Consider the following 17552-nt stretch of genomic DNA (forward strand, 5'->3'; position numbering starts at 1 on the left):
TCATTCCGCATGGATTGCTCACAGGAACGGAAAGCTCTTGTTTTGACTGACGAAAATGAGCCGGGGCTGTCTCGGGTGTCAAAAGCCGGAGAAAGCTCCATCCTGTCCAAGACTGCAGGTGCCTGGCCGAATCCCTTGTGGAAGCGGCTTCGCTTAATCTCCTGCACAGACGGGTGAAAACCGGATTTCGTGACCCACCCCCGATTCGGCGGTGGCTGCGGATTTGGTTCGAACCTCGACACCTCGTTCAGGCGAACCGCAAGGCAAGCCAGGGCGAGAGGGCAGGCTTCCGAAAATGTCGTCGTGCCCGACGTGTTGAGAGATGAATGTCTCGAGGCTTAGCGGGCAGGACGATCGGTGCAACCCGGCGGTTCTGTCTCAAGCGGACCGCCAACCGGAAAGAGCTTGCTGTGGAACGAGCGGCAAAAAAAGAGGCGGTCGAAACGCTGAACGGGGTCTTCAAGGCCACGGGCGTTGCGGTCGTTGCTCATTATTCCGGCCTGACCGTTGCCCAGATGCAGACTCTGCGGACGCAGATGAAGCAGGCTGGCGCCTCGGTAAAGGTCTCGAAGAACCGTCTCGCCAAAATTGCTCTGGAAGGCACGGATGTTGTTTCCATCGGCTCCCTGTTGAAGGGGCCGACCGTGATCGCGACTTCAAACGATCCGGTTGCAGCACCGAAAGTTGCCGTCGAATTCGCCAAGGCGAACGAAAAGTTCGTCATCCTTGGCGGCGCGATGGGAACCACTGTCCTGAATCCCGACGCTGTGAAGGCTCTGGCCTCGCTGCCGTCGCTTGATGAACTGCGCGCGAAGATCGTTGGCCTCCTTGTGGCGCCTGCGACCAAGATCGCTCAGCTCTCCACCGCGCCTGCTGCGAAGCTGGCCCGCGTGGTTCAGGCCTATGCCTCCAAGAGTGAAGCGGCGTGATGCCATTCTCCATCTCAACTGGTTCGAACTGATACGCTAAGGAAAGACAAAATGGCTGATTTGCAGAAGATTGTAGACGACCTCTCGAGCCTCACGGTTCTCGAGGCTGCTGAACTCGCGAAGCTTCTCGAAGAGAAGTGGGGCGTTTCGGCTGCTGCCGCTGTTGCGGTTGCTGCTGCTCCGGGTGCTGGCGGCGGTGCTGCCGCTGCTGAAGAGAAGACCGAGTTCTCGGTGGTTCTCGCCTCGGCCGGCGACAAGAAGATCGAAGTCATCAAGGAAGTCCGCGCCATCACCGGCCTGGGCCTCAAGGAAGCCAAGGACCTCGTCGAAGGCGCACCGAAGCCCGTCAAGGACGGCGTTGCCAAGGACGAAGCCGAGAAGATCAAGGCTCAGCTCGAGAAGGCTGGCGCCAAGGTCGAGCTTAAGTAAGCCGATACGTTTCCCGGTCGGTCCTTCGGGGCCGGCCGGACACTTTAATGTGTGACGGTTCGATGATTTGACCCCCTCGAATCGCCGCGATTGCCGCCTACATAGGCGGAGGCACGAAAGGACGGATCGCCCTTTGAAACCCGGAACGAGTTCAAGGCGGGACGTCGGGAGACGAGAGATTTCGGGCTTTAATAAGCCGTAGGATTTGTTTGACGGGCAGGGCGCCACCAGCGCCCCGCGCGTCATTTTGCGTCTTGAGATTCGGATCGGGAAAGCCCGGAGCCAGAAGCTCGGATGCCGCGAAGCTCAGGCAGGTCGTTTGGGCAATTTGAAATTTACCCCGGGGGCGGTGCCCATCGCACTCCGGAAGATGCCGCCAATCAAGGGCGGCGAAATGAGAGGCCACGATGGCGCAGTCGCAGCAAACTTTTACTGGTCGCAAACGCGTTCGTAAGTTTTTCGGACACATCAAGGAAGTTGCCGAGATGCCGAACCTCATCGAGGTTCAGAAGGCGTCGTACGACCAGTTCCTGATGGTCGATGAACCCACCGGCGGGCGGCTGGACGAAGGCTTGCAGGCGGTGTTCCGCTCGGTGTTCCCGATCAACGATTTCTCGGGCACCTCGCAGCTCGAGTTCGTCCGCTATGAATTTGAACAGCCGAAGTATGACGTCGACGAGTGCCGCCAGCGCGGCATGACGTTCGCTGCGCCCCTGAAGGTGACGCTGCGCCTCATCGTGTTCGATATTGACGAAGAAACCGGCGCCAAGTCCGTCAAGGACATCAAGGAGCAAGACGTCTACATGGGCGACATTCCGCTCATGACGATGAACGGCACCTTCGTGGTCAACGGCACCGAGCGCGTCATCGTCTCGCAGATGCACCGTTCGCCGGGCGTGTTCTTCGATCACGACAAGGGCAAGACTCATTCGTCGGGCAAGCTGCTGTTTGCTGCGCGCGTGATTCCGTATCGCGGTTCGTGGCTCGACATCGAGTTCGACGCCAAGGACATCGTGTTCGCGCGCATCGACCGCCGCCGCAAGATTCCGGTGACGTCGCTGATGTTCGCTCTCGGTCTCGACGGCGAAGAAATCCTGTCCACGTTCTACAAGAAGATCCAGTACAAGCGGATCAAGGAAGGCTGGCGCGTTCCGTTCGTTGCCGACCGTTTCCGCGGGTATTCGACGATCAATGACCTGATCGACGCCGACAGCGGCAAGGTCGTGCTCGAAGCCGGCAAGAAGCTGACCGTGCGCACGGCGCGTCAGCTCCAGGAAAAGGGCCTCAAGGCGCTGCGCCTGTCCGACGATGAGCTCATCACCAACTATCTCGCGGAAGACCTCGTCAACCCGAAGACCGGCGAAATCCATGCCGAGGCCGGCGAGGAAATCACCGAGAAGCTGCTGAAGGCGCTGAACGAGCAGGGCTACAAGGAGCTGCCCATCCTCGACATCGACCACGTCAACATCGGTCCCTACATCCGCAACACACTGAACGCCGACAAGAACATGACGCGTGAAGACGCGCTGTTCGACATCTATCGCGTGATGCGTCCGGGTGAACCGCCGACGATCGATTCGGCGCAGGCCATGTTCCAGTCGCTGTTCTTCGACTCGGAGCGCTATGACCTCTCGGCCGTTGGCCGCGTGAAGATGAACATGCGTCTCGAACTCGACGCGCCGGACACCATGCGCACGCTGCGCAAGGAAGACATCCTGGCCGTCATCAAGACGCTGGTCGACCTGCGCGACGGCAAGGGCGAAATCGACGACATCGATCACCTCGGCAACCGCCGCGTGCGTTCGGTCGGCGAGTTGATGGAGAACCAGTACCGCATCGGTCTGCTGCGTATGGAGCGCGCGATCAAGGAGCGCATGTCGTCGGTCGATATCGACACCGTCATGCCGCAGGACTTGATCAACGCGAAGCCCGCCGCCGCCGCCGTGCGCGAATTCTTCGGTTCGTCGCAGCTGTCGCAGTTCATGGACCAGACCAATCCGCTGTCGGAAATCACCCACAAGCGCCGTCTCTCGGCGCTTGGACCGGGTGGTCTGACGCGCGAACGCGCGGGCTTCGAAGTCCGCGACGTGCATCCGACGCACTACGGCCGTATCTGCCCGATCGAGACGCCGGAAGGACCGAACATCGGTCTGATCAACTCGCTCGCGACCTTCGCGCGCGTGAACAAGTACGGCTTCGTGGAAACGCCTTACCGCAAGGTGAAGGACGGCCGCGTGACCGACGACGTAGTCTACCTCTCCGCGATGGAAGAGGGCCGTTACCGCGTCGCTCAGGCGAACGTGCCGCTCGATAACAAGGGCCGCTTCACCGACGATCTGGTGATCTGCCGCCACGCCGGCGAAGTTCTGCAGATCACGCCGGACAAGGTCGACTACATGGACGTGTCGCCGAAGCAGCTTGTTTCGGTCGCCGCGGCGCTGATCCCGTTCCTCGAGAACGACGACGCCAACCGCGCGCTGATGGGCTCGAACATGCAGCGTCAGGCCGTGCCTCTGGTGCGCGCCGAAGCGCCGTTCGTCGGCACCGGCATGGAAGGTGTCGTGGCGCGCGATTCGGGCGCTGCGATCGCAGCCCGCCGCACCGGCGTGATCGACCAGATCGACGCGACCCGTATCGTTATCCGCGCGACGGAAGATCTCGATCCGACCAAGTCGGGCGTCGATATCTACCGCCTGATGAAGTACCAGCGCTCGAACCAGTCGACCTGCATCAACCAGCGTCCGCTGGTGAAGGTGGGCGATCAGGTGCGCAAGGGCGACATCATCGCTGACGGTCCGTCGACCGATCTCGGCGAACTCGCGCTCGGCCGCAACGTGCTCGTCGCGTTCATGCCGTGGAATGGCTACAACTTCGAAGACTCGATCCTGCTCTCCGAGCGGATCGTGAAAGACGACGTCTTCACCTCGATCCATATCGAGGAATTCGAAGTCATGGCCCGCGACACCAAGCTCGGACCTGAGGAAATCACCCGCGACATTCCGAACGTTTCGGAAGAAGCGCTGAAGAACCTCGACGAAGCCGGCATCGTGTACATCGGCGCGGAAGTCCGCGCCGGCGACATCCTGTGCGGCAAGATCACCCCGAAGGGCGAAAGCCCGATGACGCCGGAAGAAAAGCTCCTGCGCGCCATCTTCGGTGAGAAGGCGTCCGACGTTCGCGATACCTCGCTGCGCGTGCCTCCGGGCGTGCAGGGCACGATCGTGGAAGTCCGCGTGTTCAACCGTCACGGCGTCGACAAGGACGAACGCGCTCTGGCGATCGAGCGGGAAGAGATCGAGCGTCTCGCCAAGGACCGCGACGACGAACAGGCCATTCTCGACCGTAACGTCTACGGCCGTCTCGCCGAGCTGCTTGAAAACCGTCAGGGCATTGCTGGCCCGAAGGGCTTCAAGAAGGACACCAAGATCACCCGTGCGGTGCTCGAGGAGTATCCGAAGTCGCAGTGGTGGCAGTTCGCGTCGCCGAACGACAAGCTGATGGCTGAAATCGAAGCCATGCGGAAGCAGTACGACGAATCGAAGAAGGGCCTTGAACAGCGCTTCCTCGACAAGGTCGAGAAGCTGCAGCGTGGCGACGAATTGCCTCCGGGCGTGATGAAGATGGTCAAGGTCTTCGTCGCGGTGAAGCGCAAGATTCAGCCGGGCGACAAGATGGCCGGACGTCACGGCAACAAGGGCGTGGTGTCGAAGATCGTGCCGATCGAAGACATGCCGTTCCTTGAAGACGGAACGCATGCGGACATCGTGCTCAATCCGCTCGGCGTGCCTTCGCGCATGAACGTCGGCCAGATTCTCGAAACGCATCTCGGCTGGGCCTGCGCAGGCCTCGGCAAGCGGATCGGGCAGGCGGTCGATGCCTACTACGGCCACGGCAAGTCGGACATCAAGCCGCTCAAGGAGACCTTGAAGAAGGTCTACGGCGACGATGAGGTCATCAAGACGCTGAACGACACCGAGTTGATGGAACTCGGCAAGAACCTGCGCGCTGGCGTTCCGATTGCAACGCCGGTGTTCGACGGCGCCAAGGAGAAGGACATCGAGGACATGCTCGAACTCGCCGGGATGAACAAATCCGGCCAGTCGACGGTCTACGACGGACGAACCGGCGATCAGTTCGATCGCAACGTGACGGTGGGCTACATCTACATGCTCAAGCTGCACCATCTCGTGGACGACAAGATCCACGCGCGTTCGATCGGTCCTTACTCGCTCGTCACCCAGCAGCCGCTGGGCGGCAAGGCGCAGTTCGGCGGACAGCGTTTCGGCGAAATGGAAGTGTGGGCGCTCGAGGCTTACGGCGCGGCGTACACGCTCCAGGAAATGCTGACCGTGAAGTCGGACGACGTGGCGGGCCGTACCAAGGTGTACGAGGCCATCGTGCGCGGCGACGACACGTTCGAAGCTGGTATTCCGGAATCGTTCAACGTGCTGGTCAAGGAAATGCGCTCGCTCGGCCTCAACGTCGATCTGCACAATTCCAAGCTTGCGACGCCGACGTCCGAGGCGGCCGAATAACAAGAATACTTCATGCCCGGCTTCATGCCGGGCATCTCGCCTTGCTCGGACGTTGAGCGGGGCGTGAGACGACAGACGATTTTCGAATTTGCTGCCGGTGACGATCGGCACGCGAGGAGAATACGATGAACCAAGAAATTATGAATCTCTTCAATCCGACGACTCCGGCCCAGGTCTTCGACCAGATCCGGATTTCGATCGCATCGCCCGAGAAGATTCTGTCGTGGTCCTACGGCGAGATCAAGAAGCCGGAAACCATCAACTACCGCACGTTCAAGCCAGAGCGTGACGGCCTGTTCTGCGCGCGCATCTTCGGGCCGATCAAGGACTACGAATGTCTTTGCGGCAAGTACAAGCGCATGAAGTACAAGGGCATCATCTGCGAAAAGTGCTCGGTCGAAGTGACCCTGTCGCGCGTTCGGCGCGAGCGCATGGGCCATATCGAACTGGCCGCGCCGGTCGCGCACATCTGGTTCCTGAAGTCGCTGCCGTCGCGCATCGGCCAGCTGCTCGACATGACGCTGAAAGACCTCGAGCGCATTCTTTACTTCGAGTACTACGTCGTTCTGGAGCCGGGTCTCACCGCGCTCAAGGACCGTCAGCTGCTGTCTGAAGAAGAGTATCTCCGCGCGCAGGACGAGTACGGTCAGGACAGCTTCACCGCCATGATCGGTGCGGAAGCGATCCGCGAATTGCTGAAGGGTCTCGAGCTCGAGAAGCTCGATGGCCAGCTTCGTGCCGAGATGGCCGAGACCGAGTCCGACATCAAGCACAAGAAGCTCGCCAAGCGCCTGAAGATCGTCGAAGCGTTCCGCGTGTCCGGCAACAAGCCGGAGTGGATGATCATGACCGTGGTGCCGGTGATTCCGCCGGACCTGCGTCCGCTGGTGCCGCTCGACGGCGGCCGCTTTGCGACCTCCGACCTGAACGATCTGTACCGCCGCGTCATCAACCGCAACAACCGCCTGAAGCGGCTGATGGAACTGCGTGCGCCGGACATCATCATCCGCAACGAAAAGCGCATGTTGCAGGAGGCCGTCGACGCACTGTTCGACAACGGCCGCCGCGGCCGCGTCATCACCGGCGCCAACAAGCGTCCGCTGAAGTCGCTCGCCGACATGCTCAAGGGAAAGCAGGGCCGGTTCCGTCAGAACCTGCTCGGCAAGCGCGTCGACTACTCGGGCCGTTCGGTCATCGTCGTCGGTCCGGAACTGCGCCTGCATCAGTGCGGCCTGCCGAAGAAGATGGCGCTCGAACTGTTCAAGCCGTTCATCTACTCGCGGCTCGACGCCAAGGGCCTGTCCACCACCGTGAAGCAGGCGAAGAAGCTCGTTGAGAAGGAGCGTCCCGAGGTCTGGGATATTCTCGACGAAGTCATTCGCGAGCATCCGGTGCTGCTGAACCGCGCGCCCACCCTGCATCGTCTCGGCATTCAGGCGTTCGAGCCTGTGCTGATCGAAGGCAAGGCGATCCAGCTTCATCCGCTGGTCTGCGCGGCGTTCAACGCCGACTTCGACGGCGACCAGATGGCCGTGCACGTTCCGCTGTCGCTCGAAGCGCAGCTGGAAGCGCGCGTCCTGATGATGTCGACCAACAACATCCTGCATCCCGCGAACGGTCAGCCGATCATCGTGCCGTCGCAGGACATCGTGCTGGGTCTCTACTATCTCTCGATCCTGCGCGAAGGCCTGCAGGGCGAAGGCAAGGTCTACCGCGACATGGCGGAGATCGAACACGCTCTGTTCTCGAAGGTCATCCACCTGCACACCAAGATCAAGTATCGGTGGACCGGTATCGACGAGGAAGGCAAGACGATCTCGAAGATCTACGACACCACCGCTGGCCGCGTCATGCTCGGGCAGGTTCTGCCGAAGCACGGCAAGGTGCCCTTCGACACGATCAACAAGCTGATGACGAAGCGCGAAATCTCCGGCGTGATCGATCAGGTGTACCGTCACTGCGGTCAGAAGGAGACGGTGATCTTCTGCGACCGCATCATGGCGCTCGGCTTCTACAACGCCTTCAAGGCGGGCATTTCGTTCGGCAAGGACGACATGGTCGTTCCGCACGGCAAGTGGAAGATCGTCGATGACACCCGCACGCTGGCGAAGGACTTCGAGCAGCAGTACAACGACGGCCTGATCACGCAGGGCGAAAAGTACAACAAGGTGGTCGACGCCTGGGCGAAAGCCTCGGAGAAGATCGCCGAGCAGATGATGAAGGAAATTTCGTCCGTCAAGAAGAACGCGAAGGGCGAGGATTCCCAGATCAACTCGATCTACATGATGGCTCACTCGGGCGCGCGCGGTTCGCCGGCCCAGATGCGTCAGCTTGCCGGCATGCGCGGCCTGATGGCCAAGCCGGACGGCTCGATCATCGAAACGCCGATCGTGTCGAACTTCAAGGAAGGCCTCACGGTTATGGAGTACTTCAACTCCACCCACGGCGCCCGTAAGGGTCTCGCGGATACGGCGTTGAAGACCGCGAACTCGGGCTATCTTACCCGTCGTCTGGTGGACGTGGCGCAGGACTGCATCATCACGCAGGACGATTGCGGCACCAAGCTTGGCATCAAGATGCGCGCCATCATCGACGCGGGCACGGTCGTTGCCTCGCTGGCGTCGCGCATTCTCGGCCGCACCGCAGGCGAGGATCTGCGTGATGCCGCCACCAACAGGGTGGTGGTCAAGCGTGGCACGCTGATGGAGGAGACGCATGTCGACGCCATCCAGCAGGCCGGCATCCAGGAAGTGAAGATCCGCTCGGCGCTGACCTGCGAACTGGTCAACGGCATCTGCGGCAAGTGCTACGGGCGCGATCTCGCCCGCGGTACGCCCGTCAACCACGGCGAGGCTGTCGGCGTTATCGCTGCGCAGTCGATCGGCGAGCCGGGCACGCAGCTCACCATGCGTACGTTCCACATCGGTGGCGCGGCGCAGATCAACGAGCAGTCGTTCATCGAGTCGAACTTCGACGGCAAGATCGTCATCAAGAACAAGGCGATCGCGACCAACAGCGAAGGTTTCAACGCTGCCATGGTCCGCAACATGGTCGTTGCGGTTGTCGATCCGGACGGCACCGAGCGTGCGACGCATCGCATTCAGTACGGCGCGCGTATGCGCGTCGATGACGGCGATATGATCAAGCGCGGCCAGCGCATCGCGGAGTGGGATCCATACTCACGCCCGATCCTGACCGAAGTCGAAGGCATCATCGCATTCGAGGATCTGGTCGAAGGTCAGTCGATCTCGGAAACGCTCGACGAATCCACCGGTATCGCAAAGCGCGTGGTTATCGACTGGCGCACGACCGGCCGTGGCGCGGATTTGCGTCCCGCCATCGTCGTCAAGGGCAAGGACGGCAAGGTGCTGAAGCTGGCGCGCGGCGGTGACGCCCGTTACATGCTCTCGGTCGATGCCATTCTGTCGGTGGACGTCGGCGCCAAGGTCAAGGCCGGCGACATTCTCGCCCGTGTTTCGACGGAAAGCGCCAAGACCCGCGACATCACCGGCGGTCTGCCGCGTGTTGCCGAGTTGTTCGAAGCCCGCAAGCCGAAGGATGCCGCCATCATCGCGGAAATCAGCGGCACGATCCGCTTCGGACGTGACTACAAGAACAAGCGTCGCATTTCGATTGAGCCTGTCGACAAGAACGAGGAGACTCGCGAGTACCTCATTCCGAAGGGCAAGCACATCCATCTGCAGGACGGCGACATCGTCGAAAAGGGCGATTTCATCGTCGAAGGCAATCCGGCGCCGCACGACATTCTGGCGATCAAGGGCATCGAGGAACTCGCTGCCTATCTGGTCAACGAAATCCAGGAAGTTTATCGGCTCCAGGGCGTGCTCATCAACGACAAGCACATCGAAGTGATTGTTCGTCAGATGCTGCAGAAGGTCGAGATCACCGATCAGGGCGAGACCGACATGATTTCGGGCGAGCAGATCGACAAGATCGAATTCGACCAGATCAACGCCAAGGCCAAGGACGAAGGCAAAAAGATCGCAACCGGAAACCCGGTGCTGCTCGGCATCACCAAGGCGAGCCTGCAGACGCGGTCGTTCTTCTCGGCGGCGTCGTTCCAAGAGACCACGCGCGTGCTCACCGAAGCTGCCGTCAACGGCAAGGTGGACCCGCTCGAAGGCCTCAAGGAAAACGTCATCGTCGGTCGCCTGATCCCGGCCGGTACCGGCGCCTCGATGGCGAAGATCCGCGAAGTCGCAGCCAAGCGCGACAAGCTGATCCTCGACGAGCGCGAGAAGCAGGCGGCGATCACGCCGGCTGCTCCGGAAGCGGAACCGCTGGCTTTGCCGCCTGCGGAATAGTTTCACGCCAGTTGGCGTGTCAGCCATGAAGAAAGGCCGCCCCCGGGGCGGCCTTTTTGTTTATGATGAGGAACTATTTCAGCGCGCCGAGTGTCTAACGTACTGTGACTGTCTTCCGGCTTTTCGCCGGTTCCACCAGATACTTGAAGATTTCAGTTTTGACGTTCGCGACATCGAGGACCCATTTGCAGCAGCAAGACCGTCTCATTGCGGCGATTGAAGCAATCTACGCGGCGGCAGCCGAGCCATCGCGTTGGCCGTCAACTCTCGAGGTCGTCACGAAATGCTTCGACGATGTCGGGGCGATCCTTATTTACGGAAGGGACGACGGCAGCTTTGGCGTTATCGAATCGCCATCCCTCAGGGAGGTGAGCGCGGACTACGCCGCAGGCTGGAGCGACCGCGATCTTCGCGCGATCCGCGCACGCGAACGGGGCTATTTCTTCAAACGCGACGTCATTACCGACCGCGACGTTGTGTCTCCCGAGGACGTCGAAAACGATCCGTTCTACAATGATTTTCTGCGACGGCACGGTTTGCGTTACTTTGCCGCCGCGACGGTCTCTCCGGACCCTCATATTGAAGTCGCATTGAGCGTGCAGCGCGCGATCGGCCGTCCGGAATACTCGGAAGAAGAGTTGAACATGCTGGAGCGGCTTGCTCCGCATGTGGAAACGTCGCTGCGACTGAGCATCCACCTGATGGACTCACAAGCCGTTAACGCCGGTATGGGTACGGCGATGGCCCGGATTGGAATCGGCGTGTTTGCGCTGGATTCGATGGGCCGCGTGGTGTCGTCCAACGCGGCCTCTCAGGCGCTGCTCGGCGACGGATTGAACATCGTGAACGATCGCCTGGTGCTGGCAAATCCAGCGGCGAGCGGAGAGGCGGTGGCCGCGATCCGGAATGCTCTCGATGGCAACAGGATTATCCTGTCGCAGGAAACCAAGCCGATTTTGGTCCATCGGCAGAACGCCAGCCGGCCGCTGGCGCTGTATGTGCTGCCGATCCCGGCGAAGAATGTGGGCAATGGTTTTCTGACACGGGCGCGGGCGATCGTGCTTCTGATGAACCCGACGGCGGACGGCGTTCCCGATCCGACGCTGATCCGCGATGTTCTCGGTGTGACGCTGGGGGAAGCCCGCATTGCCGCGCTGGTCGGCTCCGGTCTCTCGCCGAAGGATGCTGCGGAGCGGCTCGGCATCGCCGAGGAAACCGCGCGCTCGGTTTTGAAACGTGTATTTTCCAAGGTCGGCGTGTCGCGCCAGAGCGAACTTGCCGCCATGATGGCGAGACTCGTTATTAAGTAGAGGCTGGTGATCAACGAGAGGCTTCGTGACTGAAGCCTCGTGTCGAATAAGCCTAAGTTGGCAGAACAACTCGCTCTTTTGGCGGTACGTCGGACAGCTTTCACCCATTTGGGGGATGAATCATACCGTCACCGTCTTAGTCTGTGGCCATTCTGTGACCAACCAAGACGTGCACACGATTTGGGGCAGGGCATACAAAGGGCGCGATAATTTGAAGCCATAGGACATGATCGCCTCGCGGTGATTATTTTGGTGTTCGTGGCTCCGGATAGTGAGTTTCATCTTCCATGGGTCGGCTTTTGCCGGCCCATTTTCTTTGCTGGAGTATTCCGCTCCGCGGAACCGAGGTGGCCAATCCGCCCAAGCCCATGACTTCTGACCCGGGAAATCCGGCCAAAATCGTCGGGAAATACCCCCGATTTCCGCACATTCAGCCTTTTTCGCCTCGGATCGTGGTTTGTTCATCTTCCCTTCAGATGAAAAACGCATTTGTTTAGGCAGAGTTAGACCGGCGGTATTTCAAGAACGCCGGCGAGGGGCGAAGGACAGCATGCTCGATCTGGCGATAGTCGGCGGTGGCCCAGGCGGGCTGATGAGTGCGTGGTACCTCAAGAAGAAGCTTGGGGCGCTCTGCCGTATCACCATCTATGAGGCCTCCGATCGGGTCGGCGGCAAAGTCCTGACGAAAAAATTCGACACCGCGCCTGCCATGTACGAAGCGGGCGTTGCCGAAATCTACGACTACTCCATGACGGGGCCGGACCCGCTGCGTGAGCTGGTCCAGCATTTCGGATTGCAGACCATCCCGATGGACGCCGAGCAGGTGCAGATCGACGGCGAACTGCTGGACGACGTGCCGGGCATGCGCCGCAAATACGGCGCGCAGACCGCGAAAGCCATCGAGGATTTCCGCAAGCTCTGCGCCGGCATGGTGTCGCCGATCGAATACTATGAAGGCGTCGGCGCGCACGACAACGAGCATCCCTGGGCGTACATCAGCGCCGAAGAACTGCTGGATCGCGAGGTGGCTGATCCGGTCGCCAAACGCTTCCTGAAAGTCATGGCGCGCTCCGACATCGCCACCGAACCGCACAACACCAACGGCCTCAATGCGCTGAAGAACTTCGTGATGGATGTGGAGGGCTACATCGGCCTCTACTCGATCCAGAACGGCAACGAGCAGTTGATCCACAGCCTGCAGAGCGAGATCGAGGCTGACATCCAGTTGAACCACCGCGTGCTGAAAGTCGGCAAGGCGGACTCCGGGCGCTATGCCATCAACATGATGAACGGCAAGGCTCCTATCACCAAGGAACACGATCTCGTGGTGATGTGCCTGCCGCATTCGTGGCTCACCACCATGCGCTGGGACGGCGAGCTGCTGCGCCATTCGATGGTGAAGCACATCGCCTATTTCGATCGTCCCGCGCACTATCTGCGGGTCTCGATCCTGTTCGACGAACCGTTCTGGGGCGACAAGGTGCCTGGCGCGTGGTGGATGTCCGAGGCGTTCGGCGGCTGCTGCGTCTACGTCGAAGGCGCGCGGCACGATGTCGGCCGCCACGGCGTGCTGAACTGGCTGATCCCGGGCTCCGATGCGCTGGCCTTCGCCAATCTCAGCGACAAGGAACTCATCGATGCGGCGATCAAGTCGCTGCCAAAATCTTTAGGCAATGCGCGCGCGCATTTCCTGGAGGGCAAGACCCATCGCTGGCTGTCATCGGTGAACAGCATTCCGGGCGGGTTGCCTGCACGCGATGTGATGACCAATCATCACCCCGAGCCGCATGAGCATCCGGGTCTGGTCGTCGTCGGCGACTATCTGTTCGACTCGACACTGAACGGCCTGCTGGATTCCTCGGACGCCGCCACCGACATCATCCTGACGCAGATGATCAAGCTGCGCTACGAGCGCGGCGAGGGCGGCAACGTGCCGTCCGACAAGATCGACCGCGCCTACTTCGACAACTATCGCAACCAGGGTCCCTACGGCGAGGTCTGGAGCAAGTTCACTGATCCGGACTATCTCACCAACCTGATCAAGATCGTCTGGAATCGCGCCAAGGGCTACAAGCTGCTGGTTGCGGGATCGGCGAGCGGCGAACTGGTCGGCGCGCTGCGGGAACGCGGCATCGATGCCTGGGGCGTCGAGAACAACCGCTACATCCACGGCAAGACGCCGAAGGCGCTGCGCAAGTACAACAAGCTTGGCTCGCTGACGAAACTGCCGTTCAAGGCAGGCGAGTTCGATTTCGTGTTTGAAACCAGCCTGTGTCATGTATCTGACAAACAGGTGAAGCGCGCCGTGCGCGAGCTTAACCGCGTGGTGAAGACCGGCTTCGTGTTCGGATCGGTCACCAGCGACATGGTGCCCGCGCTGATCGACCGCTACGATCTGCTGCGCGGTGTCAAGAAACTGGGCACCTGGTGGGAATGGTCCGAGCTGTTCTTCGGCAACGGTTTCGACCTGTCCATGCATCGGCGCGATACCACCGACGCGGTGTGGGATGCGACGCTCGCTGCCAACAAGGGGCCGGGCGACTGGTACGCGGACGCCGACAGCCTGCGCTATTCGTTCTTTGACAAGATTGCGGACGACGACTAATCGCTAGTGTGATGGTTCGCAAGTCCGCATCATTTCTACAGCACGTCCATTTGCGGACTTGCGAACCAAAACCACACTAGAATTATAATTTCTAGTGTCCTTTTGAATCCGAAGTTCGCTATGGAAGATGCTGCAAAGTGAAGCGAACTTCGGATTCAGGACACTAGGGACGCACCGGCCATCCGGCCGCTGCGACAAGTGATTGCGGCCGTTTGGCCGTGCAGCGACGGTTTTAGATGTCGACCAAGCCGCCCACCCCGGATACCGACAAGCCAGAGTCGGGCAAGCCGCTCGATGATGAAGCTGCGCGCCTTGCCGCAGCGGCTCAGGCCGATATTCCGGCGCCGCCGGAGCCGGACGATATCGACGACGATGACGACGACGAGGATCTCGTCGCCTATACCGCGAGCGAGGCCGCGGGTGCGTTCGCAACGTTGTGGCGGTTCACCTGGCCGCAACTGCGCAACTACAAGACCTGGCTCAGCTTCGTCGCGATCGGTCTTTTCATCGAGACGTTGTTCAACGTCATCATGCCGCTCAGCCTGAAATTCCTGATCGACGATGCGCTCGGCGAGGAAGATTTCCAGGCGCTCTACACCATCCTGACCGTGCTGGCGGTCGCCGGCATCATCACTTCCATTGTGGCGGTCTGGTACGAACGCTGGGACGCACGGCTGGCCGCCGCCGTCATCTCCGATGTTCGCGGGCGGCTTTTCTCGCATGTCCAGAATTTGCCTGCCGCCTTCTTCGGGCGCACCAAGCGCGGTGAAATCCTGTCGCGGTTCTCCGTCGACATGGCGGGCTACGAATCCTCGATCAAGCACTTCGCCAACGGCGCGATGCTGCCGTTCCTCGAATTGATCGCCGGCATCGGCCTGATGATCTGGCTGAACTGGCAGTTGGCCGCCGTGGCGCTGCTGATATTTCCCATCACGCTGATCGGTCCGCGCATCCTGACCCCGAAGGCGGTGCAGGCGAACTACGAGCAGAAGGTCAACGAATCCGCGATCCTCGGCGTGGTGCAGGAGAATGTCGCGGCGCAGATGGTGGTGAAGGCATTCGGCCTGCAGCGCAAGGCGTTCGGCTGGTTCACCTTCCGCAACAACGCGGCGCGGCGCTCGATGGCCGACGCGACGTTTCTCTCAACCATGGTGGAGCGCACCGTTACGGTGTCGGTGCTGCTGCTGCATCTGATCGTGCTGGCGATCGGCGCCTATCTCGCCACCATCGGCAAGATTTCGATCGGCACCTTCGTGACCTTCGAAAGCGCGTTCTGGGAAATCTCCTACAACATCGCGCACCTGATGCACTTTATTCCGGTCGCGATCCAGGCCGCTGCCTCCGTTCGGCATATGGAGGAACTCCTTGATGAGCCGACCCGCGGCGCCGACCGGCCCGGCGCGCCGGATCTGCCGCGCATCACCGACAACATCAACTTCGACCGCGTTGTCTTCAAGTATGAAGGCAGTGACGCCGCCGTACTCGACGGTCTCTCGCTCAAGATCGGCGTCGGCAAGAATGTCGCCATCGTGGGACCGAGCGGGTCCGGCAAGAGCACGCTGCTCAATCTCATTCTGCGTCTCTACGAACCGAGCGAAGGCAAGGTGACCGTCGACGGCGTCGATATTCGCAAGGTGACGCGCGACTCGCTGCGCAACAGCATGGCTGTGGTGTTCCAGGAAAACATGCTGTTCAACATGTCGATCCGCGAGAACATCCGCCTCGGCAAGGAAGGCGCGACCGACGCCGAGGTCGTGGATGCGGCGAAGAAGGCCGAGATCCATCGCTACATCATGACGCTGCCGCAGAAGTACGACACGGTGGTCGGCGAGCGCGGCGACACGTTGTCCGGCGGTCAGCGCCAGCGCATCGCGATTGCGCGCGCCATCGTGCGCAACCCGTCCGTGCTACTGCTCGATGAAGCGACGTCGGCGCTCGACCAGACCACGGAAGCCGCGATCAACCGCACGCTGTTGAAGGTCGCCAAGGGCCGCACCATGATCTTCTCGACCCACCGGCTGACGTCGGTGGTCGACATGGATGAAATCATCGTCATCAGCAACGGCCAGGCCATCGAGCGCGGCCCGCATGCCGAACTGCTCAAGGCTAACGGCATGTACCGGAAGCTATGGGACGACCAGCTTCACAAGTCGCATCATCCCACCGAGGATGACGACGACGATGATGACGACGATTGATCGGTGAGGGGCAGCCGTTACGGCTGCGCCGTCCGCCGGACCGACAGCGTTTCGCGCGCATGGCGCAACGCGCCGACCACGGCGCGATGCAGGAAGCGGGTCCAGCGCCGGAGATGCCACGACAAACCGGTATCGATGGAAATCGAACGCAGGTCGTAGGCCTGACGTTGTGAAGAAGCGTCGTTGGCGCACTTTTCCGGATCGTCGTAGAACTGCGAGATCTTTGCTGCGTCCATGCCCGTGCTGGCCAGCCACGCCGGGATGTAGGCGTTGCACAGCCGTTGCACATCCATGAACACCTTGCCGGTTCCGGTGCCGGCAGCAGGGCACGATGTGCAGAACGCGTCGCCGACCAGAACGATGCCGGCTTGCCGGTGCCCCTTGGTGACGTACAAGTCCGCCGGTCGAATCTTGATCATGCCGTCGACCTTGAACTCGCCGGAGAGGGCGCGAAGGTTCGGCATCAGTTCGTGAATGGCATTCTCGGGCGTCTGGCGCATGCGCCGCAGCCACGGATCGTCCATGCCGCGATAGACCATGAGATTGGCGCGCATGGCGGAGCCGATCGGGAACAGCGTCAGATAAGACATCTGCGCCGCCGAGTTCTCCGTGAAATAGGTCAGTGCGGGAAATTCAAACGTGTCGCGGCCCACCGGCGCGACATTGAATCCGACGGTGATGGAATGACAGGGGCTGATGACCTCGCGCTCGATGCCGAGGGTGTGGCGCAGGCTGATGTTCAGGCCGTTCGCCAGCACGATCAGCCGCGCGGAAATTTCTTCGCCATTTGACAGCGTCAACGTCTGGCGATCGGGACTGGTTGCGACGGCTGTGATCTTGGCTTCGATGAAATCGACGCTGTCCGGAATCTGGCGGCGGACGGTGTTGACGAGGTCGTCGTAGATGATGCCGTGCTGGTCGCTGGGCTTCTTGTCGAGCAGGCGTCCCAGCCGGGCGGTCCAGGCGCTGCGGTCGAGCGTGGTGGCGGCAAGCACCGCTTCCGAAATTCCGGTCTTGCGCAGAAGGTCGAGCTGATAGCCGCCGAGCTTTTCGCAGCGGAAGTCTGGCGGATAGATTTTGTGAGGATCGACCAGGATCGCGGAAATGCCGGCGCGGCCAAGCATCGCGGCGGCCGTCGATCCGGCAAGCCCGCCACCAATGATGGCGATGTCCGTATGCCGCATGTTTTTGGCCTCTTTCGAGGTACTTAGCACCGCGGCT

8 protein-coding genes are annotated in these 17552 nt (G+C 60.9%); 7 read left to right on the forward strand and 1 reads right to left on the reverse strand.

Annotated elements, in window-relative coordinates:
- Nucleotides 1-410: 410 nt before the first annotated feature.
- From rplJ to YH63_RS15350, 7 genes are all read left to right on the forward strand, one after another.
- Nucleotides 411-929 (forward strand): 50S ribosomal protein L10, encoded by a 519-nt coding sequence (gene rplJ, locus YH63_RS15320; RefSeq protein ID WP_046826846.1) that lies wholly within the window; start codon nucleotides 411-413, stop codon nucleotides 927-929.
- A gap of 51 nt (nucleotides 930-980) precedes the next feature.
- On the forward strand, nucleotides 981-1358 hold the full coding sequence (gene rplL, locus YH63_RS15325) for a 50S ribosomal protein L7/L12 (RefSeq protein ID WP_046826845.1): 378 nt from the start codon (nucleotides 981-983) through the stop codon (nucleotides 1356-1358).
- A gap of 407 nt (nucleotides 1359-1765) precedes the next feature.
- The gene (rpoB, locus tag YH63_RS15330) at nucleotides 1766-5893 is read left to right on the forward strand and encodes a DNA-directed RNA polymerase subunit beta (protein WP_046826844.1); all 4128 of its coding nucleotides are present in this window, start codon (nucleotides 1766-1768) and stop codon (nucleotides 5891-5893) included.
- 125 nt (nucleotides 5894-6018) lie between these two features.
- Nucleotides 6019-10218 (forward strand): DNA-directed RNA polymerase subunit beta', encoded by a 4200-nt coding sequence (gene rpoC, locus YH63_RS15335; RefSeq protein ID WP_046826843.1) that lies wholly within the window; start codon nucleotides 6019-6021, stop codon nucleotides 10216-10218.
- 185 nt (nucleotides 10219-10403) lie between these two features.
- Nucleotides 10404-11528 (forward strand): helix-turn-helix transcriptional regulator, encoded by a 1125-nt coding sequence (locus YH63_RS15340; protein WP_046826842.1) that lies wholly within the window; start codon nucleotides 10404-10406, stop codon nucleotides 11526-11528.
- Between the two features lie 550 nt (nucleotides 11529-12078).
- Nucleotides 12079-14133, forward strand: coding sequence for an FAD-dependent oxidoreductase (locus tag YH63_RS15345; protein ID WP_046826841.1), 2055 nt, complete (start codon nucleotides 12079-12081; stop codon nucleotides 14131-14133).
- Nucleotides 14134-14369: 236 nt separating this feature from the next.
- Nucleotides 14370-16331 carry an ABC transporter ATP-binding protein gene (locus tag YH63_RS15350; RefSeq protein ID WP_137325212.1) on the forward strand — a complete coding sequence of 654 codons (1962 nt, stop codon included), beginning with the start codon at nucleotides 14370-14372 and terminating at the stop codon, nucleotides 16329-16331.
- A gap of 17 nt (nucleotides 16332-16348) precedes the next feature.
- Here the strand turns inward: YH63_RS15350 and YH63_RS15355 are convergent, their stop codons facing one another.
- Nucleotides 16349-17515: an FAD-dependent oxidoreductase gene (locus tag YH63_RS15355; RefSeq protein WP_046826839.1), complete on the reverse strand. Its 1167-nt coding sequence runs from the start codon at nucleotides 17513-17515 to the stop codon at nucleotides 16349-16351.
- Between the last annotated feature and the right edge of the window lie 37 nt (nucleotides 17516-17552).

It is taken from the genome of Afipia massiliensis, from assembly GCF_001006325.2.
In the GTDB taxonomy this organism is placed as follows: Bacteria; Pseudomonadota; Alphaproteobacteria; order Rhizobiales; family Xanthobacteraceae; genus Afipia; species Afipia massiliensis_A.